Source organism: Nonomuraea sp. MTCD27, from assembly GCF_041950495.1.
Lineage (GTDB): Bacteria > Actinomycetota > Actinomycetes > Streptosporangiales > Streptosporangiaceae > Nonomuraea.
In genome coordinates this window covers 101,355-126,792 of sequence record NZ_JBGNUW010000024.1, presented here as the reverse complement: position 1 = coordinate 126,792, position 25,438 = coordinate 101,355, and the positions used below count along the sequence as shown (strand labels likewise).

Genomic DNA, 25,438 nt, shown 5'->3' with positions numbered 1-25,438 from the left:
CGAGCGCACTCAGGCGCTCGGCCGCGCTGTGCGGCTGGGCCGTCGGCGTTCCGGAAGCCCGATCGGCCGTTCTCCACCGACGGGAAGGCGCTCAAGTAGCCTGAAATCCACAATTCGCACTAGATCAAGAACACGCAGCCCAAGCTGTTATCGGGCCGTCCGGTACGGGTTCATAATCGTTCGCTCCGGCTCCTTTATCCTGATCGACTTCCAAGGATGTCCACCCGCGTACATGGACGTTGTGAGCATCCGCGCCAGCAAGATCAAGTACGGACTGCGACCAGCGGAGACGCGCTTCGGAGCGACCGGAAGCGACCAAGCTGAGGAAGCCTGCTGTCAGCAGGAGTTGTGAGAGCGGAGTCCGGCGACCGTACGACGGCTCAGCGCTGCCTCGTATGCAATCATCAAGGAATGACAACAAGAAAGGCTCATGGTCGCTGACCACCGGCTCGCGCTCCACGCGACGCTCCCCGACCGCTACGCCCGGCATGAGGTTCTGACCTCGACCATCGACCACCGCGGCCGGCTCGCCGCCCTGGTCGCCGACCCAGCCCAGGGCTTCGTCCCCATCCCTCGCCCCTCGCCACAACAGCCGCCCCCACGCTACGACGCAACGGCCGTCATCTGCGACGGCGCGGAGACCCGCGAGATTCCGCTGACAGATCTCGACCAATGGTTCACCGGCATCGACACCTTAGGCGACGGCATCGTGCTAGCCGCCGCCCGCTGTGCGCGTATAGACATCGACGTCGAGCGCTACCTGGAGCCGATCCCAGAAGACGAGCTACACCTCACGAAAAACGTCCATGTGATCGATGAAGGCGGACAGACCCGGTCGACCTTCTACGCCGGTGACGGCATCGAGCAACTCATGACGGACGCCCAGGGCGCCATCTGGATCAGCTACTTCGACCAGTCGGACTACTGGTTCCCCAACCCGGACGGCACCCGCTCCCGCGGCTTCGCGATCGGCCTGGCCCGCTGGAGCAGCGACGGCGGCCAACCCTGGATGGCGCCGCCCCACACTCCAGGCATCTTCTGGTGCGACTGCTACGCGTTGAACGTCGGAAGCGACATAGTCCACGCCTGCCCCTACCCCGACTTCCCACTGATCGAAATCGATCGCCACGGCGTCCGCCGCATCACCCCGAATCCCATCACACGTTGCCACGGCCTGGCCGTCTCAGGCGGTGAGATCGCCTTCCTCGACCAGCACCGAGTGGCCGGCGGGTTCCGCTGGGAGATCCGCAAAGGCCACCGACAGGGCGAAGCCGTCACCGAATCACACCGGCTGAACCTGCTGCTGCCGCACGACCGACACCCCACCGGCTGGGCGCGAGGGAAGATCGGCAGAGACGGCACACTGTGGCTATACGAGGACGGACACCCCCGCCATTGGTACCGCTATGAGCTGAACTCCTAGGCCAATCCAGGCTGGTCCAACATAAGAAGCCCCTGACGGTATAACACCTGTTCAGGGGCTTCCTGCTGCAGAGCCGACAAGGGGAAACATCTCCCTGAGGTTCTGCTGACAAGCGAAGAGCAGGCGCCTCACCGGCACCCCTTCGTCCCGCTGAAGTGGTGGATACGGGCCGACGCCGTGTGATCGCGCAAGACGACGTTGCTGTACATGATTGCCGACGAGGGGAATCGAACCCTGACCTTCTGTTCACCAGGCTCCCAAACGATCTTCAGAACCGTCCGGACAAGTTCGCCCGGGCTGGTCACTGGATGTCACACCGTCCGCAGTAGTCCACCACAGTTCGTAATCGTCCGGCTGAGTGGCTCCCAAGGTGGCTCCCCGCACTGTGCTGGGTCGCCATGCCTCAGCCGGTGTAATCCTCGAACTCCCACTCTCCGATCCGGCCGATCTTCTCTGCCAGCTCACCCCATGTTGGAGCTTCCAGTACGGCAATCCGATCGCTCAGCCACTCGGTCACCTTGTCGGGATGAAGTTCGGCAACGAAGAGCCAGTGCCGACCAATGAGAAGGGGCGGTGACGGAGTTGCTCTGTGAGGGCCGACGGGGTGCAGACGGTGGCTTGAAGTCGCTCCTCGCCCAGCTCACCCTGAGGACCGGCATACATTTCCAGAAGTTCGCACGCATGGGTCGGCTCGTCGACCCTCCGCCCCGCCTCAAGATCGCCCCAACGGAACTCTCCCACTCGTGCTCTCACCGTCTCATGATCGCGTAACAAGTGGGTTGTCAGGTTAGAAGCTGCATCGACTACGGCCTGATGAGGCGCTGGGCTGGGCAGAAGCCCGGTCGTGAGTGACCTGGTTGACCGCTCGTCATCCCTCTCGATGGCCCGCTAATGGTCCGATCGGCCAACGCGTGACCTGCCTGGACAGAGCGAGTTGCTGCACTCCCGTTGCGGTGTCCCGGGATGCTCGACAGGGTGGGCCTGTGATCGAGATCGACGGCGCTTTCTATCGCATCAGCAAGCCCGGCTTCGAGATGCTGATCACACGCCAGGAAGGGTCCGCCCCCGAAACCGCCGACGAAGCCGACGCGACCATCACACTGTCCGACGGCACCCGCCGGTACGCGACGTTCATGACGCTCGGCGTCGTCAACAAAATCATGGATCGCTGGCGCGACACAGGCGAGTGCCTCAGCGGCCGGTACTTCTGGCTCTCCGATCTGGTCGTCATCCGCGAACCCGGCTTCGACTCGATGATCGCCGCAGTGCAGGACTTGATCGCGACTGGAGAAATCGACGACGCATGCGGCGTCCTGCCGCCTTTTGATGAGGAGGCCATGGATCAGTAGTGGATAGCTAACCCGGGATCCACCAGCAGTAGAGCAATTCGTCGTTCTCCTTGGCCCGCCTTGCAAGGGCGACAAGCTCCTGGACCAAGTCCAACACGTCGCCACCATCGCGGAAGGGGCAGAGCGGATCCATCGTCCAACGCCGGACCACTTCGAGCAGGCGGGAGTCCTCGATCTCGGCGAGGGCATCACGTGCGCTCGCCGGTAATTCATCGATTTGTGGTCCATCGAGGTAAGGCGAGTCCTCCGGAAGGGCCAGCCATTCTTCTTCGGTTTCCGGTTCCCCTTCTGGCGGAGGGTACAAGGTGACCGTCTCGACAAGGTCATCTGAGTAGGGAACGTTCTTGATAGCGGCCACGAGGCTGCCCAGAGAGCCGCTTGGGTCGACCCAGGTGATTTCCACAACATCGAACACCGGAGCGCCGCGAAGGGGTTTGCTGCGGTCCCGTACAGTGGTTGGCCGCAAGGTGGCTGTGGCTCGATCGGGAGCGCGGTAATAGTCACACATGGCACTCATGCGGTCACTCCTGTCGACGAGGGGCGTGTGTCAACGACGGCCGAATTCTGGATCAGGCACACATTTCGTGATCGGACCCTGGTTAGTCAGTCAGCAGGATGCGTTTGCGCAGGAGATCAGGGTTGGCGCGGCCGTACATCTGCCGCTTGAGCATCTTGGTCCGGTTGACGTGCCCTTCGACGGGCCCGGAGCTGTAGGGCAGGGTAAGGCCGGCGGTGACGGCGTCTTGGTCGCGGCGTAGCCCGGTGACGAAGGAGTGCAACTCGGGTAGGTCATCACCCAGGACCGCGTTCATCCAGGCCTCCAGATTCTGGCCGCGGCGATGCACCATCATTTCGGCGAACTGGCGCACATGGAGACCGCCGAAGCTCTCCGCGACTACAGTCACCGAGTCGAACACGAACTCCGCTCCCACACGCTCGGTGCCATCCACCCCGCCGCCGAACCGCTCGACAAGGCGTATGAGCCGTTCGCCGATGTGTCGCACGCATGGGAGGTCATCCGAGGCGGAGGTCACGTCGACACGGCTGCCAAGCTCTCCCATCACATGGCCCGGCCCTGGTTCGCATGGCTCAATCCGAAACGACCAATCGGCAGCGACTTCGACGCCAATGGTCACTGACTCCAAGCGAAGCCACACATCGGTGACTTCAGAGGCGTTGAGTTCGTGCACGAACTGGGCGGCTGTCACCCTGATCAGGCGTTTGTGCGCCAGACACGCAGATCCATGGCATCGGCTACCTCGCTCTAATCTCAGTCCCGGGCGATCTCGACCACGGTACGCACGCCCACAGATGCCCGATAAACCGGTAGCAAGGACCGACGCAGTCGGTCCGCGGCAGCGATCCCCAGCCGCCAACAGCGAGTCCCGAAGTGAGCGATCGTCACGGCCTTGACCACTTCGATGCGAAGCCACTTACCCTTGATCTCTAGCAGCGACGCTACGCCCCTGACATGCGCCATCGGTCTCCGGCGGTCCGTAAACGTCCGCGCTCGTACGCACCGATCATCACCCAGTTGGCCACTCACCACTGCGATGGTTAATGGGCTTGGCCTCAGCCAGGGAATCCAACAACTTTTGTCGCGCAATCTCGGAAGGCGAAACTGCCGTAATCATCGTCGTACCGGCCGCCAAACATGCCCACCTGGTGATCCTCATCGACGGCAGTGGGACCCGCGCTCGCCAGTCCGCTCAATCGCGATCTTGCTGGGCGGTCATCGAGAGGCTCTGCCAGTCATGTGCGGATCACCAGGATGGCGTGCCCAGCCTGGCCAACGCTGCTCCACGAACCCGAACTCCGCCAATCAACAACACGACCGCGCTGCCGAAACCGGCCATCGGGAGTAGACGCCACACCATCCACGGCAGCCTTCCCTCCCACCCCCCACAGCTGAGCAACAGGAAATACGAGAACGCCATGAAGGCCCAGTGAAGCGCAACCACTGCCACGACCAGGGCTGCCAGCAGCCCCACCACTGTCCCGAGCCACCGCTTCGACCAGGCGGCCACCACACCCGACAGCAAGACGCTCACCATAGGCAGACCGTTCAGGGCCAGATACCGTCCGTGCGTGGACTCCACCTGCTGCCGGAGATCGAGCCACATCGCTTCCAGGTCGGACCACAACCCCGCCAGGCCCGATGGAAGAGGGCCATAGCTCGCACAGCCCACCGCTCCATCGCCCTCGAAAAGCGCCGGCAGCCATAAGGACAGAAAGCTCAGCAGACTGACCACAAACGCGGCCAGCCACCATCGAAGATGGCGCCACCGGGACATGGCCTGCCTTCCTCAGAAAGATGATCAGAGGCAGCCATTGTTTCCGGAGACTCTTCATACCGGAGCGCGGACGCCGAATTGAGCTCCAGTTGATAGCTGCGCCGTGGACGCGCTCCTCGGCCAGCGCGCTTATTCGATGGCAAGGGTCGACGAAGTCGGTCCGTGGCAGTTCCCTGAGTCAACCCTGATTTCGGCTTGGAGCATTTTCGCTGGTCAGAACCCTTGAGCTGGCACGCGACCGCAGTGGATGGCTCAGGGGCTGCTCACATCGCTTGGTCAGCCGTTGAGATGCTCGAACTGACGCATGTAGCGCTCGCAGCAATGTTCGAAGGTGGTGCCGCTGTGGGTCAACCGGGTTCGCTCAACCACGCGGTGCGCGTCGGGTGCGGTGGGCTGGAGCATCATGATTTCGTCGTCGACGAACGTGCCACCGCTGCACGATTCCGCGGCCAGCGCGAGGGCTGTTGCGCTGACGACGCCGACACAGGTGCGGGTCGGGGTGAAGATGGCTTCGATGTGCTGTGCGGCCCGAGTTGAGAAGTCCATCACCATGAGCCAGGCACCATCACCGGTCGCGCCAACGTTGACTACTCGGTTCCGCCTGTGTGCTTGCCGGCGCCAGGTTGACTCGGTGCGTTGGGCTTACTCCATAGCTCGGCGGGCGTAGGTGACGCCTGCCGTACTGTTGCCGATCTGGAGCTGTGCTTGGGCTACGTCGGCGTAGATGACAGCGATGCGTTTCGGCCCACAATCGGGAACGTCTCAGGGCTGGCGAGAACTGAACGGAGCACGTTCTGATGTTCCCTACAGCCTTCGGCAATCCTTCCGACCCGGGCACCTTCTCGCACCTGTTCTCCCGCCTGGCCAAGAAGGCGGACCTCGGCCACTGGCACCCGCACGAGCTTCGCCACTCCGATGCATCCCTCATGCTCGCCCAGGGCACCCCGCTCCACGTCGTGTCCGAGGCCCTCGGCCACGCCAGCATCGCCATCACAAGGACGTCTACGGGCACCGACTCGAAGGCGACCGACGCGCGGCAACGGAGGCCATCTCCACCGCTCTCCTGGGGAAACAGCCCCCGGTGGCTCCCACGGACGCCGAAGACACCGGTTGAAGACCGGAAACCGAAAGGCCCCTGACGGCGTAACGCCTGTTCAGGGGCCTCTTCACGCAGAGCCGACGAGGGGAATCGAACCCCTGACCTTCTGTTTACAAGGGACTTCGAGGCTGTCCACCGGTGTCCACCGCTGTCATGGACGCCTGCACAGGCCCCTTTGTGGAGCGTTCCTACCCCAGAAACATCCAGGGTCGTCCAGGGCGGTTGTTAGCATCCGCGTTAGCAAGATCACTAACCTCGGTGCTGCACGCTAGGCAGAACACCTCAAAGCAAGGTCTCTGGCCGAAGTACCTCGTTGCGCAAGATCCGATGGATCTCGCCGACATCGGCGTTATGGTTCGTCTGGCGTCGCAGTTCCTTGCGTACGGCGTCAGTCACCACGTCGGACAGAAGTACCTGGGCCAGGGACTTCGGCGACGTTGCCGCGCGAGCCCTCCACAGATCATCGATCAAGCGGCGCTTGAACGCCTCCTTGGTCAAGTAGAAGAGCGCGTCCGTCTTGACGCTCAAGCTGGCGTCACTGAGCAGGTCGACTTCAAGGGCTAGGTCGATGACCACGGGGAGGCCAGCGGTCATGTGATATGCCTGCCACACCTGGCCGTTGGACAGGACCATCCACTCAACACCCTCGTTCACGGCGTACATCTGTACCTGTCGCAGGTGTTTGACGTTGAGCTTCTGACTGCAACGCTTCACCTCGATGAAGGCGATCAGCTGCTTGTCGATACGAATGCCGTAGTCAGCGAACTCGCCCTTGACCTGGTATTCCGTAGTGAGGTCGTCATATTTGTCGTAGCCGAGTCCTGCACACAGGAAGTCGGTTATGAGCAGACGCGTGTCCCCTTCATTGGCATCACGCGCTATAAGATCGGTTAGCGGCTTGGAGTAACGCCGTATCGCCGCTCGTACGCGGTCCCGCGCATCAGCCTCCCACTTCGGAATTGCCCGCGTTCCCGCCGGCTTCCTCATCGGGGAGCTTGCGACTTCCCTAGTGACCTCAGTCTGCTCGTTACCGACAATCGCCTGTGCGGCCTGCTCGCTCATGGCATCCACCTGCACATCTAGTAGGGACATGGCAGGCTAGGTCATTCGAAAGATCAACACGATATGCCATCAGGGATCGATACGAAAACGAATCCACAGCGCCACTCTGAGTACAGGCCGAACCGTACATATGGAACGATTTCCCTGGCAACCGCTCAGCGGACACAGAATCCAAGTGATCGGCGGTCAAGCCTAAATAGGTGAATATGGCCGTCCGTTTTTCAGGCGGAGCAATCCCTGCACGGCTGCGCGAGACCGTGGTCAGAATCGCATGGAATGGCAGCTGAGGTGCATCCATGTGCAGGGACGTTGCTGTTAGCACCACTGCCACTGTGTCGTTCCACGAACCACATGCAGCCAGGAACTCCCTGGGCTCCTTAGTCAGGATCGATGACCCATACATCGATCGTTGCTCCTGGAACCTCGCCCACGCCCGAAAGGCGCTACACAGCCTCGATGCGATCGACTCTGTCATCGGCGGGCTGAGGCGCCCCCCGCCATGCCCGCGTACCGAAGATGCCCTCCATCGCATCGAGTGTGGGCTTGATGAGGTTATCCAGGTCCCAGACCTCGTTCGCATTGCGAGCTACGGCAAGCCGAAACTCCAAACGAACGGCGAAACGCGCAGCCTGAGGCCCCACTCCGCTCGCATCGATGGCCGATCGAACAGCATCCTTCCAAGGCCTCTCGTGGGCCGTGGCGAACGTAGCAGGTCGGCCAGTCACCTGAATCGTCACAACATGCCGATCCGTCATGCGCCCAGGATCGCACGCTGCCTGCTCGGCCGAGATGGTCCGACTACTTCTTATCCGTAGGGCAAGGCAGACGGCTTGTGAATCACTCGCGCGTAGCTCTGATCAGCAGGCATAGACGGTGGTGGTGTGCTTGCGTGAGTGGGTGTCGCTGTACTGGCTGCTGCACAGCGGACCTCAGCCCTCGAGTCCAGTGGCAAGGACCGACGAAGTCGGTCCGCGGCAGCCGATCGCCCCAGCTCTAGACATGAGGACCGAAGTCAGCGATCGTCACGGCCGTTACCCGTTGAAATGAGGCAAGATGCAGAAGGACGCTGTACCGCTGAGCAGTACTGTGTAAAATCCTAAGGTGGCCAACAGGCAATCAAAGGCTATCGTAGAACTCCAGCGCTATGCAGATAAGTATGTGCAGGCCAAGATTATTTTCTATCCTGTGCATGAATATCCTCGCGCTCAAGAGGTTGAGGCGTTATTTCGACTTGCTGGCTGGAAGACTGCCTTCAATAAGACTCCGCAGGACGGTCGGGTGAGTCAGTATTTTGGAGGGGTCGAGATAGCTGGCTGCAACTCTCACCTGGTTGCGGTCGTGCAGAGCGCATTGTCGCAAGCGGGTGTTCCCGAATTGCGTACGGCGCTGTTGAAGAACGAAGTCGACCAGGATAACCCTAAATACCCCCACGTCGAGAGATCGATTAGAGTGACTATTGGCCACATAAGTCAACCTATCACTGTGGCATCCAGCGGGTTGGCGCCTGCAGATGATAGGAAGTCTAGCGCGATGAGAAGCGTTCTGAAGTGGCTCATATTCTCGGCAGTGTACTCACTCCCTGTCGCCCTGTTCGACTGGGTCTCATTTCAGGAGAAGTCTCAAACTTGGGCACTCCCAGCCTTTCTTGGTACTGGGTCTATCTGCTTGCTGGGCTTTGCGTTTGCTGCTGGGGGTCTGAGTGACCTACTGTTCGACTCTCGCCATAAGGGGGGAGAGTTGCCAGCGGGTTTCATAGCAAGTTTCGTAGCATGCGCAATCATGAGTATGGCTGCAATCGTAGTGTACATACTTGTGCAGCGAAAACCCGATGCCGCGCCAACCACTTCGGACAACTGGTCGGTCAATCCCACACTATCTCTCTTGATTATCATCGGCGGAGGCTTGGCAGGCCTAGCTGCGGTCCTCATTGCGTCCGTAAGCAGGAGGCAGCGATGATGTGGGCTGAAAGACTTTCTTGGATTGCCGGTACTGTTGGATCTGTGGTTGCACTAATAAGCCTTATAACTGCTGTGCGAGCCACCCGGAGGTCGAAGAGATTCGAAGTTGGCCCATCGCGTTCCGCAACCCTGTGCGACGTTTGTAATGGATTGGGCAGAATCGAAATCCTGCGCGACAATCAAGGCGGCGCAGAAGCTGGTGATGACGAGCAGCACACCGAGGAGATTACCTGCCCGAACTGCAAAGGGACTGGATATATCGGATAGTCATATACAGGCTGCGACCTCCGATGGTGCGGCGGGGTGGCCGGGCGGGACCGGCCCGGAGAGGCCGCACGCCCGCCCGGACCGCCCGGCCGCCCGCCGCCCAACGGGCGGCGGCTTGAAGACGTAGAGAAAGTTCTCATCCAGGTTGTGCTGCCGCGTCGTTGATCTTGCAGAGTTCTACCGCGCTCGACCTTGAAGTAGGGCCTGCCACAAGGCGTCACCGTCTCGAATGCGCATGCGATGGGTCTCGCAGACCTCGTCAGTGGCAAGGTCCGTACGGCGCAGGAAGGACTGTCCGCCTGCACCGCAGAGTTCGTAGAAGATCACGTCGCAGTGGCAGGTCCAAGCGAGCGTTCGCCGTCGGGTGTCCTTGCAGGCTTTGAACCATGTCAGCCGCGTGTGGTTCGGCTGTGGCTCGGAAAGGTGCGGAGACAGGCAGTCGCTCACGCGGTCTGGCCGAGCGGGATGAGCGCCCACACCGTGCGCCCGCCTTCGTCACCGTGGACGCCCCACCGCGTCGCAAGGCTCTCCACCAGATGTAGCCCTCGGCCACTCTGGTCCGTGTTCTCCGCCTGGCGTAGGTGCGGGATGCAGGGGCCGCCTTCGTCGTGGACGGCGAGGATCAACAGGGTGGTGCCTGCGTGGAGGGTGACGCCGAATCGGCCGGCGGCCTGGCCGCTGCGGGTGTGGCGGATGGCGTTGGTGGCGAGTTCGGAGATGACGAGTTCGGCGGTGTAGGTCTCGGGGCGGTCGCCGAGGTAGCTGGCGACGAATCGGCGCGCTTCGCTGATCTGGGCCTTGGTGCCGGGGAAGTTGCGACACCACCGGTGGATTTCTTGGCCGCTGTTCAGCGTCAGAGACATCGCCGTTTCCTTGCGTTCATGCAGGTCAACGCCCTGCGATCCGCTATCAATACTTAAAGTACTAGTGCTATACTTCAAGTACAAGCGACTTGATGTACTTGCGCCGCACAATAAGTACTGGTCGAGTGAAGACAACCTGACCCCAGCCCGTCACGGCGACCCGGGAGGCGTGCATGTTCGGACTAATGGTGCGGTTCACCTGCAAGGACGAGGAGAGCGCGGCGGCGTTCGACGCCCTCGTCGGTGAGACAATCGAGGCGATCCGCCGGCACGAGCCGGGAACGATCGTGTATGCCTCACACCGGGTGGACGGTCAGCCGCTCCAGCGGATCTTCTACGAGCTGTACCGGGACCGCGACGCCTTCGATGCCCACGAGCAGACCGAGCACACCAGGCGCTTCCTGGCGGCTCGCGAAGAGCTGCTGGCCTCGGTCGAGGTCGATTGGCTGGATCTGCTGAGCGGGAAGGGCACGACGTCGTGAGCATGGAGTATCAGCGGGCGCTCGGACGGCGTATCGCCCAGGAACGCAAACGGCGCGGCCTGTCCCAGGCGGAGCTGGCACGGCTGGTGGACCGGTCAGTCGCGTGGATTTCGCAGGTGGAGCGGGGCGTGCGCAAGGTCGATCGCATGTCCGTGCTGGAGAAGGTGGCCGAGACGCTGGACGTGCCGCTCTCAGAGCTGGCCGCCGAAGCGCCGGTGGTGGCGGCCACGACCGAGGAAGTGCCGGGGACAGCCGGGCTGCGGCTGGTGCTGTCCGGGGCGCACTCGTTGCAGGCCATGTTGCACGCCACACCGGTACCGCCGACCGACCAGCTCAAGCCGCGGGTGGCTCACGCCTGGGAGCTCACGCATCAGAGCCGCTACGTCGAGCTGACGGAGCTGCTGCGTGGGCTCGTCCCGACGCTGGAGAACGCGGTACGGTCCGCGCCTGCTGAGCGGCAGGCCGAGTTGTTCGAGCTGCTGGCGGTCACCTATCAGGCGTGTTCGGCGTCGCTGGCCAAGCTGGGTGAGCCGGAGGCAGCGTGGATCGCGGCCGATCGGGCCATCAGCGCGGCCGAGCGTGCCGGAAACCCGTTGATGATGGCGGCTGGGGCGTTCCGGCTGGGGTTCGTGTTCCTGGGGGCGCGTCATTTCGATCAGGTGGAGGAGACCGCGCGGACCGCTGCTGAGGCGCTGTGGTTCCTGACCGATCAGGGCAACGTGGAAGCGATGTCGCTATGGGGTGGACTGACCTTGCAGCGGGCGGTGGCGGCCTCGCGGCTGAACCAGGCCGATGTCGCCTACGAGCACCTCTCGCGGGCCCGCGAGATGGCCACGCGGGTCGGCGAGGGGCGCAACGACTACAACACCGAGTTCGGGCCGGCCAACGTGGCGCTGCATGAGGTGGCGGTGGCCGTGGAGGTGGGTGACGCCGGGCATGCGCTGCGGGTCGGGAGCGCGGTGGACGCCTCGACGTTGTCGGCCGAACGACGGGCGCGGCTGGCTGTCGATCTCGCGCGGGCGCATGCGCAGCGTCGCCAGGTGGACGAAGCGGTGGCGCGGCTGCTGGAGGCCGAGAGCATCACGCCGGAGCAGATTCGTAACCACCGGGTCGTACGGCAACTCGTCTCTGACCTGGTGTCGATGCAGGATCCAGCGTCCTCTGAGCTGCGGGAGCTGGCCGAGCGAGTAGGAGCGTAGAAAAAGTACGTGTCCACGTACTCTAAGTACTAGCGATTACTCTCAGTATCAGGTAGCGTTCGTGTTGTAGCTGGAACTCTCCGTAGTCGGAGGGTGGCAGCCCAGCACGAACGCTCTTCGCGTTTCAGGGGTGGATCAAGGAGGTCCGCTCACGGAAGGGCGGAGAGAGGGCCACACATGAAAGTGGCCTGAGCGGGAGACCCGCCCAGGCCGGATGCGATAAGCACCCTAGTTGGCGCTTCGATGCTATCGCCTCCGAGCTGACGGCACGGCCTCCCTCGTCCTGAAACGCCTGATCAACAGGCCGACGAGAGGTCAAACAGCCATGCGTACCGTCCCCATCCCTGTGGACGTCAGCAAGCTCACCATCACCTGTGTGAAGGCCCCGCGCCCTCGCGTGCTCAACAAGGACACCGGCGAGATCAAGACCGACAAGCACGGCAACACCGTCTACGAGGTCACGGTCTCCGTGGAGGACGAGTTCGGCCGGATCGAACTCGTCAAGATCGGTATCACTGGTGAACCGCCCATCAAGGCTGGCGACGCCGTCAACGCGGTCGGACTGCTCGGCTACGTCTGGGAGATCGCCGGACGCTGGGGCATCTCCTACCGCGCGACCGCCCTGCTCCCGCTGCAGGAGGCCGCCAGTGTCTGACCAGCTCTACGCGGTGCTCGCAGTCCTGGCCGCCTCGGCGGCCGGGCTGTGGGCCTGGCGCCGCTGGCACTACCGCTCCTTCTGGCTCATCATCGGCTTCCCGATCACGGCCATCACCATCCGGGCGACCTGGCGCAAGGTCGCTCTCGGCTGCAACCTCACCAAGAAGCGGCAGCGCTTCTGGTTCACCACTGTTCCCGGACTGGTCGCATCGACCGGCGTCGTCCGCGTCCGGCGCAAGTGGCAGCGCATCGCCGTGGACACCAAGCCGTTCATGTGGCTGCCCCTGCCGACCCGGCACGGCTGGCGGGTCACCCTGCACACCCTGGAAGGACAGATCCCCGCCGACTACGCCGGAGCCGCCGAACGCCTCGCGCACTCCTGGGGCGTACACGCCGTGCGCGTCTCCTCCGACAAGCCCGGCCGGGTACGCCTCGCCGCCACCGTCCGTGACCCGCTGGTCAAGGTCGATGAACTGCCACCGTCCACCGAACTGCTCAAGGTCACCGTGGGACGCCTGGAGACCGGTACACCGTGGGTGATCGACTTCCGGACCGTGCCGCACTGGATCAACGCGGGCGCGACGCAGTCCGGCAAGTCCAACCTGGCGAACGCCCTCATCGTCGGCCTCGCGCCGCAACCGGTCGCCCTGGTCGGCTTCGATCTCAAGGGCGGCGTCGAGTTCACCCCGTACGGGCCACGACTGTCCGCGCTGGCCACCACCCGCGCCGAGTGCGGCGGGCTGCTGGATGACCTGGTGGCGCTCATGACCGACCGGATGGGCGTGTGCCGGATGGCCGGCGCCCGCAACATCTGGCAGCTCCCGCCGCACCTGCGGCCGGTGCCGATCGTGGTCCTGGTGGACGAGCTGGCCGAGCTGTACCTGATGGCCGACAAGTCGGAGAAGGACGAGATCGCCAAGACCTCAACAGCGCTGCTGCGGATCGCACAGCTCGGCCGGGCGTTCGGCATCTACCTGTTCTGCTGCGGACAGCGCATCGGCTCCGACCTCGGCCCCGGCGTCACGGCGCTCCGGGCCCAGTGCTCGGGACGGATCTGCCATCGGGTCAACGATCCCGAGACCGCCACCATGACCCTCGGCGACCTCGACCCGGCCGCGCTCGACTCCGCCCGCGCCATCGCCGCCGAGACACCCGGCGTCGCTGTCATCGCCAACCAGGACGGCCAGTGGTACCGCGCCCGCTCCTTCTACGTCAGCGAACAAACCGCGGAACGCGCCGCACAGACCTACGCACACCTGGCACCGCCCTGGGCCGAGGTGATGACAGCTCAACCCGTACCAACGCCCGATCAGCAGACCGCCTGACCCGGTCCGCTGCCAGGAGGAGTTGAGATGCGCCGCATCACCGCCTGGCTCCTCGACACCGGCCCCGTCCTCGTTCTGGCACTCATCGCGGGAGCAGGCTCGTTCACCCACATCCGCGACACCGCCAGCGAACACGGACAGACCGGCTGGATGTCCTGGGCCATCGCCATCTGCATCGACCTGACCTGCGTCATGGCCGCCCGCGAACGCCAGCGCGACAAGAAGACCCACCGGACCCGGCGCGGCCCGATCTCCTGGCCCGTCCTCGTCCTGACCGGCGGCATCGTCCTGTCCCTGGCCGCCAACCTCGCCCAAGCCACACCAACCGTCTGGGGCTGGATCACGGCCGCCACCCCGGCCGGCGCCTTCCTCGTCGCGGTCTCCATGCTCGAACGCCGCGCCACAACCACCAGCACCGACACACCACAGGACGTCCCGCAGACGTCCTCACCGCCCACACAAACGTCCTCAGCCGTCCTCGTGGAGCCCTGTGACGTCCCGGCTCGCCACGACGGCCCAACACCAGACCCGACCCTCGTCGACTACGCCCGCCGCGTCGCCGACGAGCACCACGCCAAACACGGTCAACCGATCTCCGCAGACCTCATCCGTGCCCGCCTCGGAGTCTCCGAGCAACTCGCCGCCGACCTGCTCCACGTCCTGCAACCCGCCCACGCCCACGCCCACTGAAAGGAACGCTATCGATGTCCACCACGCACTCACGGCCCGCGTTCATCACCGGGCTGCGCACCCTGGCCGACCTGCTGGAAGCGCATCCCGACATCCCGATCCCACGAAGCACCGTCATACATCACTTCGTGCGGGACGCCCACGACACCGACATGCACGCCGAGCTTCACCGCCTGGCCACGCTGCTCGGCAGCCACGTCGATGGGGACAGTGGCCACTACACGGCTTCGCTGCGCCTCGGCCCGATCGAGTACCGCGCCGTGGCGATCCTCGCCGAGTCCCGCGCCCGCTACGACGCCCACGACAGCTACCGCGGCTGCATCACGCCCTACGGCCTCGGCGAAGACCGATGAACACCGACACCGTCACCCGCCATCGCTGCTGCACCTGCAACGGCACCGGCATCTACGACGACCAGACCTGCGCCGACTGCGACGGCACCGGCATCGACAACCACGGCGCATAGCCGCTGTAACGCCCCCCGCCTGGCCACACATCCGCCAAGATCCGCGCCAGGCCGGGGGCCATCCACACCAGAGTCACCGGATAGGACAGGACTCATCTTGCCCCACCTTGCTCACAGCCACGCCGTGGCTGGAATGATCCACCGGCTCAACCAACCCGACTACGACCGCTGGGCCAGCCAGATCAAGCGCACCGGCGGCTGCCGACAGCCCATCCACCTGCACGGCAAGGTCGAGCACTACGACCAGGCCACCGGCCACCTCCTGCACCGCTACAGCACCACCACCGAGCCGAACGGCGTCCTGCGCGTCCCGTGCAAGACCCGTCGCGCCTCCCGCTGCCCGGCCTGCGCCGGGATCTATCGCGCCGACACCTACCAGCTCGTCCGTGCCGGCCTTATCGGCGGCAAGGGCGTACCCGACACGGTCAGCGCCCACCCGTGTCTGTTCGTCACGCTCACCGCACCATCGTTTGGAGCGGTCCACTCGCGGCGGGTGAAGAACGGCACGATCCTGCCCTGCCACGCCCGCCGCGATGCCCAAACCTGCCCGCACGGACAGGTCATGTCCTGCACCGACCGGCACAGCGCCGACGACCCACGTCTCGGCGAACCGTTGTGCCCCGACTGCTACGACTACGACGGATCGGTCCTGTTCAACGCCCTCAGCCCCGAACTCTGGAGACGCTTCACGCTCGCCCTACGCCGCCGCTTCGCCCGCCTCAACGGCCTGACCGTCAAGGCCCTCCGCGAGCACGTCAGCATCGCCTTCGCCAAGGTCGCCGAATACCAGCGCCGTGGCGTCGTCCACTTCCACGCCGTCATCCGCCTCGACGGACCTGACGGTCCCAGCTCACCGCCACCGGCCTGGGCGACAGCCGATGCCTTGGCCCAAGCCGTCCAGCACGCAGCAGCCGTCGTGACCGCGGAGGTCAAGCCGCTCAGCCGCGCCTTTCAGTGGGGCACACAGCTCGACGTCCGCCGCATCACCATGGACGGCGATCTCACTGAACAAGCCGTTGCCGCCTACATCGCCAAGTACGCCACCAAGGCGGCCGAGTGTGTCGGCACCCTGGACCGCCGCATCCAACCGCTCGACAACCTCGACGCCCTACCGATCCGCGACCATGCCCGACGCCTGATCGCCGCCTGCATGCGCCTCGGTAGCCAATCCGGCCTGGCCGACCTGAGGCTCGCCCATTGGGCGCACATGCTCGGCTTCCGCGGCCACTTCTCAACCAAGAGCCGCCGCTACTCCACCACGCTCGGCGAACTCCGAGCAGCGAGAGAGCGCTTCGTTCGCACCGAGGCGGTCACGCACGGACGCCTGCCCCTGTTCGACGAAGACACCGTCCTCGTCATCGCCCACTGGCAGTACGCCGGTCAGGGCCATTCGGCCGGCGACGCGCTTCTAGCCGCAGCCATCACCGGCACCACATCGCGAGGCCATCTATGACCCGACTCCTGCTCACAGTTCCCGAAGCCGCCGAAGCCCTGGCCATCTCGCGCAGCAAGCTCTACCAACTGCTCGCCACCGGCGCGGTGGCCTCTCTCCGCATCGACGGCTCTCGCCGCGTCCCCGTCACCGCGCTCAACGACTACATCGCCCGCATGACCTCGAAGGAAAACGCAGCATGACCAAGACCCTCACGGCAGCACCAGGCGACGAGCCGCGTAAGAAGAAGACCCCGAAGCTCCGTGACGGCGTGATGAAACGCGGCACCACCTGGTCCTACGTGATCCGCGTCAAGGACCCGGAGACCGGTGAGAGCAAGCCTCGCTGGGTAAGCGGCTTCGCCACCGAGGACGACGCCAAGGCGGCCCGCGACGAGGCCAGGGTGAAAGCTCGGCGCGGCGAGTACATCGATCGGAACACGATCACGGTCGCCGAATACCTCGCCGAGTGGATCGAGGGTCACGCCGTCGAGATCAAGCCGCACACCCTCAAGGGCTATCGCGACATGATCCGCCTTTACATCGGACCTCGAATCGGGAACGTCCGCCTACAAGCACTACGCCCGGCGGCGATCACGAAGTTCTACCGCGACCTGCTGACAAGCGGCGGCAGGAAGGGCGGCCCGCTCTCGGCGAACACCGTCAAGCACGTCCACACGGTGCTCCGTAAGGCACTCACCGACGCCGTGCTCGTGGACGAACTGCTTCCCCACAACCCCGCCGAACGGGCCAAGCTCCCGCGCATCCAGCCAGCCGAGCCAGGCATGATCTGGACACCCACCCAGCTCCGGGCCTTCCTCGCCACAGCTCAGGAGCACCGCCTGTATGCCTTCTTCCACTTGGCCGCCTACACCGGCGCTCGTCGCGGCGAACTGCTCAACCTTCGCTGGACGGACGTGGACCTGGACAAGCCGCAGATCCACATCACCGGCACCGCCGCCGTGATCGACCGCCAACGAGTCGAGGGCACCACCAAGAGTGGACGCTCCCGCGTCGTGTCCCTCGACCTCAGCACGGTCAGGGTCCTCAAGGCCCACCGCGCCCGCCAGGACGAGGAACGCCTTCGACTCGGCGAGTCCTGGAAAGGCGGAGGAGCATACGTCTTCACGACCGGCTGGGGAGACCCGCTCTTCCCGGACACGCCCAGCTCCCTGATGCCCAAGCTCATCGAGACCCACAACAAGCAGAACCCGCGAGCCCAACTCCCCCACGCCCGCCTGCACGACCTTCGCCACATCCACGCCACGACGCTGCTCCTGGCCGGCGTTCCCGTCCACGTCGTCGCGGCCCGACTCGGCCACGCCGACCCGGCGATCACCCTCAGGGTCTACGCCCACGTCATCCACGAGCAGGCGGCCACCGCTGCCGACGTCTTCGCCAAGGCCGTCGGAGGATAAGCGACCGTGTTAGCAAGCCTGTTAGCAAGATCTCAAGATTGTCCTGACAAACCAAGAGGCCCCTGAACCGGAAACACCAGTTCAGGGGCCTCTTCATGCAGAGCCGACGAGGGGAATCGAACCCCTGACCTTCTGTTTACAAGACAGATGCTCTGCCGATTGAGCTACGTCGGCACGGCCTACCAGTGTAGACGCTAGAGACGCCTGTGACGAGCGACCTCATACAGCGCCACCCCAGCCGCCACCCCCGCGTTGAGAGACTCGGCCGCCGCCTGCATCGGGATGCGCGTCACCACGTCGCAGTGCTCCCGCACCAGCCGTGAGAGCCCCTTGCCCTCCGAGCCCACGACCACCACCAGCGGCTCGGTCAGCAGGTCGACGTCGCCGATGTCGGTCTCGCCGGCACCGTCGAGGCCGATCACGAACAGCCCGGCCTCCCGGTATTCCCGCAGTGCCGCCGTCAGGTTCGACGCGCGGGCCACGCGGAGGGTGGCGAGCGTGCCGGCGGAGGTCTTCCAGGCGCCGCCCGTGACGCCGGCCGAGCGGCGGGACGGGACGAGCAGGCCGTGAGCGCCGAAGGCGGTGGCGGAGCGGGCGATGGCGCCCAGGTTGCGGGGGTCGGTGACCGAGTCGAGGGCGACGATCAGCGGCACCTCGCCGGCTTCCTCCGCGAGGTCCACCAGCTCGGACGGGTGCGCGTAGTCGTATGCCGGGATCTGGAGGGCGATGCCCTGGTGGACGGCACCCTCCGTCAGACGGTCGAGCTTGTCGCGGGAGACCTCGAGCAGGGCGATGCCGCGCTCTGCCGCGATCTTGATGGAGTCGCGTACGCGGTCGTCGTTGTCGATGCGCTGGGCCACGTAGAGGGCGTTGCTCGGCACCCCCGCCTGCAGCGCCTCCAGCACCGGGTTGCGGCCGCCGATGTATTCGGGGGCGTCTTCCGAGCGCCGCTGCCTGGCAGGCGCGGCGCGCCGGGCGCCTCCCTGCTCCTCGCGCGCGATGCGCTCGGTGCGGGCCTTGTCCTTGTACCAGTGACGCATTTCGGCAGGCGGTGTCGCGCCCCGGCCCTCGAGCGACCGGCGGCGCTGCCCTCCGGCGCCTTTGGACGGGCCCTTTTTCTTCGCGGGCCTGCCCGATGCCCTACCCCCTGCTGCCATGCCATCAAGGGTACTCGGGCCGCCAGCCACCTCAGCCCACGGCGGCGAGGGAGGTCTTTCGCAGCGGATGGGCGGTGCTCGCGGAGAGGGTCGAGGAAAGAGGAGGTCGAAGGGCACCGTGCACAGTCGTCCGAGGCAGGGGCAGAGTCGAGTGGTCGATCCGCACTTCCCGGGCGGGCCCCGCATCGCCCACGGCAGAAGTCCACCGGCCGTTCAACAAATCCCCCGCCAAGTCCGTCTCTGTGGAGACGGACCAGGGAAAGGCGATGACAAGTGGAAGACGACTCCCGCTTCACGGAGTTCGTCGCGGAGCGAGCCAATGCGTTACTGCGTTACGGCTACGCGCTCAGCGGCAACCCGCATGACGCGGCCGACCTGACGCAGGAGGCGCTGATCAGGCTGCACCGGGCCTGGTCGAGGGTGCGCCGGAAGGAGGATCCGGAACGCTACACCAAGGTCATCATGACCCGGCTCCACATCAGCGCCTGGAGACTGCGCCGCCGCGAGCACCTGGCCTGGGCGCTGCCGGAGACGCCCCTGCACGACGCGCTGCCCTCCGACGACGACCAGGAGCTGTGGCAGGCCCTCGACGGGCTGCCACGTAAGCAGCGCGCCGTGCTCGTCCTCCGCTTCTACGAGCAACTCGCCGACGCGGAGATCGCCGAGCTCCTCGGCATCTCCCAGGGAACCGTACGCAGCCACGCCTCGCTCGGGCTGGCCAAGCTCCGTTCCGCGATCGCCCACCGTATCCCCGCCAAGAGGAGCACCCCGTGACCAAGGAGCTGGAAGACGACCTCCGCCGGGTCATCGGCCGCGCCGCCGAGACCGCGCCGCAGGCACCGAGCGGCCTGTCCGCGGCGATCGTGGGCCGCTCGCGGCGGCGCCGGGCGCGTACGCTGGCCGCCGTGACGGCGCTCGCCGTGGCGGTCGTCGCGGGCGGCGTGTCCGTGACGGTACGCGACCTCGGCGACGACAGCGCCCACCTGGCGGTGAATCCCGTCCCATCACCTCAAGAGAGCCAGGCCGCCCAGGAAGGCCGTCCTGCCCCCGTCGAGGAGGTGTGGCCGAACGCCGTGTGGAAGATCCCGGCGAAGCTTTCGGACGGCCGCAAGTTCCAGCCGCTGCTGTTCATCGACGACCGGACGATCCTGCTGTCGACGTGGTCGAGCTTCGATAAGGCCGACGCGATCCACGCCTACGACCTCGGCACCGGCGATGTCCGCAAGATCGCCGACATCCGGACGCCGAAGGGCGTGTTCGCCTCCGGGTACGCGGTCGGCGAAGGCCGAGTCGTCTGGCAGACGGTCCGGAACAGGCGTACCGAGTTCTGGTCCGTCCCCATCACGGGCGGAGAGCCCACCGCCATCGCGACGGACGCCCCGGTCGAGGGCGGCACCGACGCCTCCGCCGTGGTCGCCGGCAAGCTCGCCTTCTCCCTCGTCAAAGGAGGCGTCTTCACCCTGCCCCTCGACGGCGGGCAGGTGACCCCCGTCGCGGGTGCCGACCGCCACCACATCCTGCGCTGGCCGTGGGTGGGGACCCCGGGCGACTACACGCCGGACAACGAGCCCAGCTTCGAGGAGCTGCTCAACGTCGAGACCGGGGAGACCAGCAAGGCGCTCGTCCGGCCGGGCGAGAAGTTCGTCAGGTGCGGCGTCACCACGTGCGTCGGCACGGGCGCGGACGAGAAGTATTTCCACCGCCTGCGCGACGGCTCGCAGCAGCGGGAGCTGCCGCAGTGGGCGGCGCTCGGGCTGGCCTACGACCGCTTCATGGCCATCCACCTGCCCATGCCCACCGGCGGCCAGGCGCTGCTCGACCTGACCACCGGCAAGTCCGGCGACCTGGGTCTGCGCCCCGACGCCAAGGGTGGGTCGGTCAGCGTTCAGCCGGGCCTGACCGGGAACCGCCTGGTCTCCTACCCGCTGGGAGACCAGTACGTGATCATCGACCTCTTGCGGATCTAGTGGCTCAGCTCCCAGCGAGCCCCGTGCGGCGTGTCCTCCACCGTGATGCCGGCGGCCGCCAGCTGGTTCCTGATCGCGTCGGCGGCCGCGTAGTCCTTGCGCTCCCTGGCCGCCTTGCGCTGCTCCAGCGCCACCGCCACCAGCGCGTCCACCACCGGGGTCAGGTCCGACCCGGCACCGCGCCACTGGGGCGAGCGCGGGTCGAGGCCCAGAACGTCGAGCATGTTCTGGGTCTCGGCCAGCAGCCGCGCCACGGCTTCCTTGTCGCCCTTGGACAGCGCCACGTTGCCCTCGCGCACCACCTCGTGCACGACCGCCAGCGCCTGGGGCGTGCCCAGGTCGTCGTCGAGCGCGTCGGCGAACGCCTGGGGCAGCGGCGCGTCGGCGTCCACGTCGTGGATGACCTCCGCGGCCCGCGTCACGAAGCCCTCGATCCGCTGGTAGGCCGCTGCGGCCTCCAGCAGCGCCTCCTCCGAGTATTCGATCGAGGACCGGTAGTGCGGCGCCGCCAGGTAGTAGCGCAGCTCCACCGGCCGGACCTTCTGCACCATCTCGGGAATCAGCAGCGAGTTGCCGAGCGACTTGCTCATCTTCTCCGCGCCGATCTTGAGCATCCCGTTGTGCATCCAGAAACGCGCGAAGCCGTCGCCCGCGGCCTGGGACTGGGCGATCTCGTTCTCGTGGTGCGGGAAGATCAGGTCGAGCCCGCCGCCGTGGATGTCGAACGTCGGGCCCAGGTATTTCGTCGCCATGGCCGAGCACTCCAGGTGCCAGCCGGGGCGCCCGGGCCCCCACGGCGTCGGCCACGTCGGCTCGCCCGGCTTCTCGCCCTTCCACAGGGCGAAGTCGCGCGGATCGCGCTTGCAGGACTCGTCGTCGGTGTCGGCCGCGGGCCGCATGTTCTCCACCTTCTGGTTGGAGAGCGTGCCGTAGCGGTCGGCGTAGGACTGCACGTCGAAGTAGACGTCTCCACCGGATGCGTACGCGTGCCCGCGCTCGATCAGCCGCTCCATCAGCGTGATCATCTCGGGCACATGGCCCGTGGCGCGCGGCTCGACGGTCGGCGGCAGGCAGCCCAGCGTGTCGTAGGCCCAGGTGAAGGCCCGCTGGTTGCGCTCGGCCACGACGAACCAGGGCACGCTCTCGGCGGCCGACACCCTGATGATCTTGTCGTCGATGTCCGTGACGTTGCGGCAGAACGTCACGTCATATCCGGAACGCGCCATCCAGCGCCTGAGCACGTCGAAATTCACGCCCGAGCGGATGTGCCCGATGTGCGGGGGAGCCTGCACGGTTGCCCCACACAGGTAAATCGACGCCCGGCCGGCTTCGACCGGAACGAATTCACGGATGGCGCGCGTACTGGTGTCGTAGATGTGCAGGCTCACGAGGAAAGGCTAACGCCTCGCGGCCGCCATCACGTCGATTAATCAGCCTCGCAAGAAGACCCTGTCCGGCGAGATCCGTACGATGAGCCGCTCGACGCCCGGCTTGTCCTCCCATGGGAGCCCTCGGTACTTCTGCGACAGCTCGTCGATGAGCGCGCCCTCGGGGTCGGGCGTCACGGTCACGCGCCCGCGTACTTCCACGTAGCGGTACGGATCGGCCGGGTCGATCACCAGCAGGCTCGCCCGGGGGTCGCGCTCGAAGTTCCGCGGCTTCCTGCGCCCCTTCACGGTCGAGAAGATCACGTCGTCGCCGTCCGTACGCACCCACACGACCGACGACTGCGGCCCGCCGTCGGGGTTGATGCTCGTCACCGTCGCGTAATTGGGCGCGTCCAGAAGTTTGCGGACATCTTCCGTGAGCTCGGCCATGCGGGGTCTCCCTTGATCGGTCTGCGACCCCATTCTTCTGTAGGCTCGAACCGCCATGGACGTGACTCCCCCCTCTTTGCTCCGCCGCCTGGGCATCGCCCTGGCCGGGCTCGCCGTCGCCGCCCTCACCGGGGCCGCGTGCGCGCTCTCCTTCGACGACCTGCGCGCGCTGGCGCTCACCGGCGAGGCCCGCCCCGACCTCGCCTTCCTCTACCCGGCCGCCTTCGACGCGCTCCTGGTGGTGGCGCTGATCGGCGTGCTGCTGCTGCGCCCGGCCAGGATGCTCGTACGCGTCCAGGCGGCGTTCGTGCTGGTCCTGCTCATCGTGGCGGCCGCGGCGGCGAACGTGGCCACGGCGGTGCGGTTCACGTTCGACGTGCGGCCGACGGCCGTGGGCGTGGCCCTGGCGCCCTGGGTCATGCTGGCCCTGGCGCTGTGGCTGTGGTTACTGCTGATCAAGCACGTGCAGGCCCATCGCGCCCAGGGCTCGGGCGAGGGCGACGACCGTACGGCCGAGCAGGACATCGTGCCGTTCCACCGCTCCCCGTCCCAGGCCGGGACACCGCCCCCGCTCGCCACGCAGGCGCCGGTGCCCGTGCTGGAGCCCACGCCGGTGGTCGGTCCCACCGCCGCCCCCGAGACGCCCCCGGTCTCGACGCGGGTGTCCGAGTGGCCGGTGCAGGAGGAGAAAGACCCCGAATTAGAGCCCCAGCCCCAGCCTGAGCCCGAGCCCGAGCCCCGCCCTGAGCCCGAACGAGAGCCTGAGCCCGAGCCGGAACCCGAGCCCCGCCCTGAGCCCGAGTCCGCGCCCGAGCCTGAGTCGTTGACGCGCCCCGTCCGCTGGGGTGACCGGGTCAAGCCCACCGACGTCCTCGTCCACCCCCGCTCCGACCGCAGGGACGAGGAGGAGGACGCCGACACCCAGCCCCACCCCGTCGTCGGGGACGACGAGGTCCCGGATCCCGAGCACGGCCCCGAGGCCGCCGACTCCGGAGAGCGCCGTGAGGAGACGCGTGAGGAGCTGGAGGACACCGCCCCTCACCCGGTGATCCACGACGACACCCCGGCCCCCTCAGGGCGTCTGCGCAGCACGCCACGCCCGCCTGAGGACTGAACACGCCCGCCTGAGAGCTGAGAAGGGGCCCGCCCGGGACGAATCCCGGGCGGGCCCATCTATCCCGCCTGGAGGCCGCTGCCGTCAGACGCTGGTGCCGCGACGGAGCCCGGCCACCAGGCCGACTCCGACAATGGCAAGCACCACCTGCATCACCAGCTCGATCCAGTCGATGCCGGGTGTCGTCTGCACACCGAGCACCTGTGCGAGCAGCGTGCCCAGCAGAGCCGCCACGATGCCGACGACGATGGTGAGGATCCACCCGATGGCCTGCCTGCCTGGGAGCAGCAGGCGACCGATTGCGCCAATCACGGCGCCAATCACTATGGCGCCAAGGATGGATTCGATGGTCATGACATGAAACCTCCCCGTGAGGGTGAGCGGTTCACTCTCACGGAGAGGTGGCTACCCGATCTACGGCGATTATGCGCCGTCTTGGTGAAGGGGCAGGTCAGGTCATTGTTCTGCCGCTGCGACCGCCGCGCCCCATGCCCATTCGCGTCACAAGGAGCACACCGGCGACAGCCAGTACGAGCTGGAGTATGTGTTCGATCCAGTCGATCCCTCGCGTGTCCGCCCAGCCGGCCGCCTGTGCGATCAGCGTGCCGATCAGGGCGGCGACGATGCCGACGATGAGGGTCAGACCGATGGACATGTTCTGCCTGCCGGGCACCAGCAGCCGGGCAAGCGCACCGACGATGGCGCCGATGACTACTGCGGAAACAATCGCGCCGATCATGTGTAGCTCCCCCCGAGACGTTCACATGTCTTGGGGAGACCTACCCCCTGAGCAGGCAAACTACCCATGGGAAGGCGGCGGTCCGTACCGCGCCAGTGACGAACCGCCGCCTCCGAACTCGACGGGCTCGGCGGCCCGCCGGGACACCCTCACGCATCCCTACGTATGACGCCCGCGGTTCAGGAAAGGTTGACGACCAGAGCGGTCGCGATGGCCGCGACACCCTCGCCGCGGCCGGTCAGCCCCAGACCGTCGGTGGTGGTGGCGGAGATGCTCACGGGCGCGCCCACGGCGGCGGCGAGCGCAAGCTCGGCCTCCGCACGGCGTGGCGCCAGCTTGGGCCGGTTGCCGACCACCTGGATGGCCACGTTGCCTATCTCATAGCCGGCGGCGCGCACCTGGCGCGCGGTCTCCTCGAGCAGGGAGGCGCCGGAGGCGCCCGCCCAGCGCGGGTCGGCGGTGCCGAACAGCCCGCCCAGATCGCCCAGGCCGGCCGCCGACAGCAACGCGTCGCAGGCCGCGTGCGCGGCAGCGTCGCCGTCGGAGTGGCCTTCGAGCCCTGTCTCGCCCGGCCAGCGCAGGCCGGCGAGGTTGAGCTCACGCCCTGAGTCAGCCGAAGCGAACGGGTGGACGTCGACTCCGACGCCCACCCGTGGAAGAT

Annotated in this window: 29 protein-coding genes and 1 tRNA gene; 16 read left to right on the top strand and 14 right to left on the bottom strand. The window is 66.0% G+C overall.

Annotation, left to right across the window (positions count from 1 at the left end):
• Positions 1–430: 430 nt before the first annotated feature.
• Positions 431–1,423: a hypothetical protein gene (locus tag ACBJ59_RS49670; RefSeq protein ID WP_375117002.1), complete on the top strand. Its 993-nt coding sequence runs from the start codon at positions 431–433 to the stop codon at positions 1,421–1,423.
• 403 nt (positions 1,424–1,826) lie between these two features.
• Here the strand turns inward: ACBJ59_RS49670 and ACBJ59_RS49665 are convergent, their stop codons facing one another.
• Entirely contained in the window at positions 1,827–1,940 is a 114-nt protein-coding gene (locus ACBJ59_RS49665; protein ID WP_375117001.1) for an Imm8 family immunity protein, read from the bottom strand.
• A gap of 466 nt (positions 1,941–2,406) precedes the next feature.
• Between ACBJ59_RS49665 and ACBJ59_RS49660 the strand changes: the two genes are divergently transcribed.
• On the top strand, positions 2,407–2,772 hold the full coding sequence (locus ACBJ59_RS49660) for a hypothetical protein (RefSeq protein ID WP_375117000.1): 366 nt from the start codon (positions 2,407–2,409) through the stop codon (positions 2,770–2,772).
• A gap of 7 nt (positions 2,773–2,779) precedes the next feature.
• Here ACBJ59_RS49660 and ACBJ59_RS49655 read toward each other — a convergent pair whose 3' ends face one another.
• From ACBJ59_RS49655 to ACBJ59_RS49640, 4 genes are all read right to left on the bottom strand, one after another.
• A complete protein-coding gene (locus ACBJ59_RS49655) occupies positions 2,780–3,187 on the bottom strand; it encodes a hypothetical protein (RefSeq protein ID WP_375116999.1) in 408 nt (135 codons plus the stop codon).
• Between the two features lie 184 nt (positions 3,188–3,371).
• The gene (locus ACBJ59_RS49650) at positions 3,372–3,620 is read right to left on the bottom strand and encodes a transposase (protein ID WP_375117060.1); all 249 of its coding nucleotides are present in this window, start codon (positions 3,618–3,620) and stop codon (positions 3,372–3,374) included.
• 915 nt (positions 3,621–4,535) lie between these two features.
• Positions 4,536–5,066 carry a hypothetical protein gene (locus tag ACBJ59_RS49645; RefSeq protein ID WP_375116998.1) on the bottom strand — a complete coding sequence of 177 codons (531 nt, stop codon included), beginning with the start codon at positions 5,064–5,066 and terminating at the stop codon, positions 4,536–4,538.
• 276 nt (positions 5,067–5,342) lie between these two features.
• Positions 5,343–5,618: a hypothetical protein gene (locus ACBJ59_RS49640; protein ID WP_375116997.1), complete on the bottom strand. Its 276-nt coding sequence runs from the start codon at positions 5,616–5,618 to the stop codon at positions 5,343–5,345.
• 245 nt (positions 5,619–5,863) lie between these two features.
• On the opposite strand from ACBJ59_RS49640, the gene ACBJ59_RS49635 reads away from it, so the two are divergent.
• Positions 5,864–6,205 carry a tyrosine-type recombinase/integrase gene (locus ACBJ59_RS49635; RefSeq protein WP_375116996.1) on the top strand — a complete coding sequence of 114 codons (342 nt, stop codon included), beginning with the start codon at positions 5,864–5,866 and terminating at the stop codon, positions 6,203–6,205.
• Positions 6,206–6,447: 242 nt separating this feature from the next.
• Here the strand turns inward: ACBJ59_RS49635 and ACBJ59_RS49630 are convergent, their stop codons facing one another.
• Entirely contained in the window at positions 6,448–7,227 is a 780-nt protein-coding gene (locus ACBJ59_RS49630; RefSeq protein WP_375116995.1) for a hypothetical protein, read from the bottom strand.
• A gap of 1,101 nt (positions 7,228–8,328) precedes the next feature.
• Between ACBJ59_RS49630 and ACBJ59_RS49625 the strand changes: the two genes are divergently transcribed.
• Complete coding sequence (locus ACBJ59_RS49625) at positions 8,329–9,183, top strand: hypothetical protein (RefSeq protein ID WP_375116994.1); 855 nt, start codon at positions 8,329–8,331, stop codon at positions 9,181–9,183.
• A 712-nt stretch (positions 9,184–9,895) separates the two neighbouring features.
• On the opposite strand, the gene ACBJ59_RS49620 is transcribed toward ACBJ59_RS49625, so the two are convergent.
• Positions 9,896–10,315 carry an ATP-binding protein gene (locus ACBJ59_RS49620; protein ID WP_375116993.1) on the bottom strand — a complete coding sequence of 140 codons (420 nt, stop codon included), beginning with the start codon at positions 10,313–10,315 and terminating at the stop codon, positions 9,896–9,898.
• A gap of 173 nt (positions 10,316–10,488) precedes the next feature.
• Between ACBJ59_RS49620 and ACBJ59_RS49615 the strand changes: the two genes are divergently transcribed.
• From ACBJ59_RS49615 to ACBJ59_RS49575, 9 genes are all read left to right on the top strand, one after another.
• Positions 10,489–10,797: a putative quinol monooxygenase gene (locus ACBJ59_RS49615; RefSeq protein ID WP_020547016.1), complete on the top strand. Its 309-nt coding sequence runs from the start codon at positions 10,489–10,491 to the stop codon at positions 10,795–10,797.
• A gap of 2 nt (positions 10,798–10,799) precedes the next feature.
• Positions 10,800–11,996: a helix-turn-helix domain-containing protein gene (locus ACBJ59_RS49610; RefSeq protein WP_375117059.1), complete on the top strand. Its 1,197-nt coding sequence runs from the start codon at positions 10,800–10,802 to the stop codon at positions 11,994–11,996.
• 325 nt (positions 11,997–12,321) lie between these two features.
• The gene (locus ACBJ59_RS49605; protein WP_375116992.1) at positions 12,322–12,651 is read left to right on the top strand and encodes a hypothetical protein; all 330 of its coding nucleotides are present in this window, start codon (positions 12,322–12,324) and stop codon (positions 12,649–12,651) included.
• Entirely contained in the window at positions 12,644–13,978 is a 1,335-nt protein-coding gene (locus ACBJ59_RS49600; RefSeq protein ID WP_375116991.1) for an FtsK/SpoIIIE domain-containing protein, read from the top strand. The genes ACBJ59_RS49605 and ACBJ59_RS49600 overlap by 8 nt, the downstream gene beginning before the upstream one ends.
• Before the next feature lie 27 nt (positions 13,979–14,005).
• Complete coding sequence (locus tag ACBJ59_RS49595; protein ID WP_375116990.1) at positions 14,006–14,668, top strand: DUF2637 domain-containing protein; 663 nt, start codon at positions 14,006–14,008, stop codon at positions 14,666–14,668.
• 14 nt (positions 14,669–14,682) lie between these two features.
• On the top strand, positions 14,683–15,021 hold the full coding sequence (locus ACBJ59_RS49590) for a hypothetical protein (RefSeq protein ID WP_375116989.1): 339 nt from the start codon (positions 14,683–14,685) through the stop codon (positions 15,019–15,021).
• Positions 15,022–15,267: 246 nt separating this feature from the next.
• A complete protein-coding gene (locus ACBJ59_RS49585; protein ID WP_375116988.1) occupies positions 15,268–16,587 on the top strand; it encodes a replication initiator in 1,320 nt (439 codons plus the stop codon).
• The gene (locus tag ACBJ59_RS49580; protein ID WP_375116987.1) at positions 16,584–16,769 is read left to right on the top strand and encodes a helix-turn-helix domain-containing protein; all 186 of its coding nucleotides are present in this window, start codon (positions 16,584–16,586) and stop codon (positions 16,767–16,769) included. Before ACBJ59_RS49585 ends, ACBJ59_RS49580 begins: the two co-directional genes overlap by 4 nt.
• A complete protein-coding gene (locus ACBJ59_RS49575) occupies positions 16,766–17,983 on the top strand; it encodes a tyrosine-type recombinase/integrase (RefSeq protein ID WP_375116986.1) in 1,218 nt (405 codons plus the stop codon). The genes ACBJ59_RS49580 and ACBJ59_RS49575 overlap by 4 nt, the downstream gene beginning before the upstream one ends.
• A 101-nt stretch (positions 17,984–18,084) precedes the next feature.
• Here the strand turns inward: ACBJ59_RS49575 and ACBJ59_RS49570 are convergent.
• Both ACBJ59_RS49570 and rlmB read right to left on the bottom strand, forming a co-directional pair.
• Positions 18,085–18,157 (bottom strand) — tRNA-Thr (locus ACBJ59_RS49570).
• A 20-nt stretch (positions 18,158–18,177) separates the two neighbouring features.
• Entirely contained in the window at positions 18,178–19,140 is a 963-nt protein-coding gene (rlmB, locus tag ACBJ59_RS49565) for a 23S rRNA (guanosine(2251)-2'-O)-methyltransferase RlmB (RefSeq protein WP_364119714.1), read from the bottom strand.
• A gap of 273 nt (positions 19,141–19,413) precedes the next feature.
• Here rlmB and ACBJ59_RS49560 point away from each other — a divergent pair, with 273 nt between their 5' ends.
• Together ACBJ59_RS49560 and ACBJ59_RS49555 are read left to right on the top strand one after the other, a co-directional pair.
• Positions 19,414–19,914, top strand: a complete 501-nt coding sequence (locus ACBJ59_RS49560; protein ID WP_375116985.1) for a SigE family RNA polymerase sigma factor — start codon at positions 19,414–19,416, stop codon at positions 19,912–19,914.
• Positions 19,911–21,107: a hypothetical protein gene (locus ACBJ59_RS49555; RefSeq protein ID WP_375116984.1), complete on the top strand. Its 1,197-nt coding sequence runs from the start codon at positions 19,911–19,913 to the stop codon at positions 21,105–21,107. The genes ACBJ59_RS49560 and ACBJ59_RS49555 overlap by 4 nt, the downstream gene beginning before the upstream one ends.
• On the opposite strand, the gene cysS is transcribed toward ACBJ59_RS49555, so the two are convergent.
• A complete protein-coding gene (gene cysS / locus ACBJ59_RS49550) occupies positions 21,104–22,495 on the bottom strand; it encodes a cysteine--tRNA ligase (RefSeq protein WP_375116983.1) in 1,392 nt (463 codons plus the stop codon). The two genes, ACBJ59_RS49555 and cysS, sit on opposite strands and share 4 nt — an antisense overlap.
• Positions 22,496–22,537: 42 nt before the next feature.
• Positions 22,538–22,924 carry a PPOX class F420-dependent oxidoreductase gene (locus ACBJ59_RS49545; RefSeq protein WP_375116982.1) on the bottom strand — a complete coding sequence of 129 codons (387 nt, stop codon included), beginning with the start codon at positions 22,922–22,924 and terminating at the stop codon, positions 22,538–22,540.
• 55 nt (positions 22,925–22,979) lie between these two features.
• Here ACBJ59_RS49545 and ACBJ59_RS49540 point away from each other — a divergent pair, with 55 nt between their 5' ends.
• A complete protein-coding gene (locus ACBJ59_RS49540) occupies positions 22,980–24,038 on the top strand; it encodes a DUF2637 domain-containing protein (protein WP_375116981.1) in 1,059 nt (352 codons plus the stop codon).
• An 84-nt stretch (positions 24,039–24,122) separates the two neighbouring features.
• Here the strand turns inward: ACBJ59_RS49540 and ACBJ59_RS49535 are convergent, their stop codons facing one another.
• The 3 genes from ACBJ59_RS49535 to ispF form a co-directional block, all read right to left on the bottom strand.
• Positions 24,123–24,392, bottom strand: coding sequence for a GlsB/YeaQ/YmgE family stress response membrane protein (locus ACBJ59_RS49535; protein ID WP_364119728.1), 270 nt, complete (start codon positions 24,390–24,392; stop codon positions 24,123–24,125).
• Between the two features lie 97 nt (positions 24,393–24,489).
• Positions 24,490–24,777, bottom strand: a complete 288-nt coding sequence (locus ACBJ59_RS49530; protein WP_375116980.1) for a GlsB/YeaQ/YmgE family stress response membrane protein — start codon at positions 24,775–24,777, stop codon at positions 24,490–24,492.
• Between the two features lie 179 nt (positions 24,778–24,956).
• The gene (gene ispF, locus ACBJ59_RS49525) at positions 24,957–25,427 is read right to left on the bottom strand and encodes a 2-C-methyl-D-erythritol 2,4-cyclodiphosphate synthase (RefSeq protein WP_375116979.1); all 471 of its coding nucleotides are present in this window, start codon (positions 25,425–25,427) and stop codon (positions 24,957–24,959) included.
• Positions 25,428–25,438: the final 11 nt, after the last annotated feature.

Bases quoted from the DNA above. Each gene is read 5' to 3' on its own strand.
- ACBJ59_RS49640 (WP_375116997.1), bottom strand. From the start codon at position 5,618: ATGGTGATGGACTTCTCAACTCGGGCCGCACAGCACATCGAAGCCATC.
- ACBJ59_RS49620 (WP_375116993.1), bottom strand. From the start codon at position 10,315: ATGTCTCTGACGCTGAACAGCGGCCAAGAAATCCACCGGTGGTGTCGC.
- ACBJ59_RS49585 (WP_375116988.1), top strand. From the start codon at position 15,268: ATGATCCACCGGCTCAACCAACCCGACTACGACCGCTGGGCCAGCCAG.
- ACBJ59_RS49530 (WP_375116980.1), bottom strand. From the start codon at position 24,777: ATGATCGGCGCGATTGTTTCCGCAGTAGTCATCGGCGCCATCGTCGGT.
- ACBJ59_RS49615 (WP_020547016.1), top strand. From the start codon at position 10,489: ATGTTCGGACTAATGGTGCGGTTCACCTGCAAGGACGAGGAGAGCGCG.
- ACBJ59_RS49630 (WP_375116995.1), bottom strand. From the start codon at position 7,227: ATGAGCGAGCAGGCCGCACAGGCGATTGTCGGTAACGAGCAGACTGAG.
- ACBJ59_RS49580 (WP_375116987.1), top strand. From the start codon at position 16,584: ATGACCCGACTCCTGCTCACAGTTCCCGAAGCCGCCGAAGCCCTGGCC.
- rlmB (WP_364119714.1), bottom strand. From the start codon at position 19,140: ATGGCAGCAGGGGGTAGGGCATCGGGCAGGCCCGCGAAGAAAAAGGGC.
- ACBJ59_RS49575 (WP_375116986.1), top strand. From the start codon at position 16,766: ATGACCAAGACCCTCACGGCAGCACCAGGCGACGAGCCGCGTAAGAAG.
- ACBJ59_RS49670 (WP_375117002.1), top strand. From the start codon at position 431: ATGGTCGCTGACCACCGGCTCGCGCTCCACGCGACGCTCCCCGACCGC.
- ACBJ59_RS49635 (WP_375116996.1), top strand. From the start codon at position 5,864: ATGTTCCCTACAGCCTTCGGCAATCCTTCCGACCCGGGCACCTTCTCG.
- ACBJ59_RS49605 (WP_375116992.1), top strand. From the start codon at position 12,322: ATGCGTACCGTCCCCATCCCTGTGGACGTCAGCAAGCTCACCATCACC.
- ACBJ59_RS49545 (WP_375116982.1), bottom strand. From the start codon at position 22,924: ATGGCCGAGCTCACGGAAGATGTCCGCAAACTTCTGGACGCGCCCAAT.
- ACBJ59_RS49595 (WP_375116990.1), top strand. From the start codon at position 14,006: ATGCGCCGCATCACCGCCTGGCTCCTCGACACCGGCCCCGTCCTCGTT.
- ACBJ59_RS49650 (WP_375117060.1), bottom strand. From the start codon at position 3,620: ATGGTGCATCGCCGCGGCCAGAATCTGGAGGCCTGGATGAACGCGGTC.
- ACBJ59_RS49535 (WP_364119728.1), bottom strand. From the start codon at position 24,392: ATGACCATCGAATCCATCCTTGGCGCCATAGTGATTGGCGCCGTGATT.
- ACBJ59_RS49590 (WP_375116989.1), top strand. From the start codon at position 14,683: ATGTCCACCACGCACTCACGGCCCGCGTTCATCACCGGGCTGCGCACC.
- ACBJ59_RS49645 (WP_375116998.1), bottom strand. From the start codon at position 5,066: ATGTCCCGGTGGCGCCATCTTCGATGGTGGCTGGCCGCGTTTGTGGTC.
- ACBJ59_RS49540 (WP_375116981.1), top strand. From the start codon at position 22,980: ATGGACGTGACTCCCCCCTCTTTGCTCCGCCGCCTGGGCATCGCCCTG.
- ACBJ59_RS49610 (WP_375117059.1), top strand. From the start codon at position 10,800: ATGGAGTATCAGCGGGCGCTCGGACGGCGTATCGCCCAGGAACGCAAA.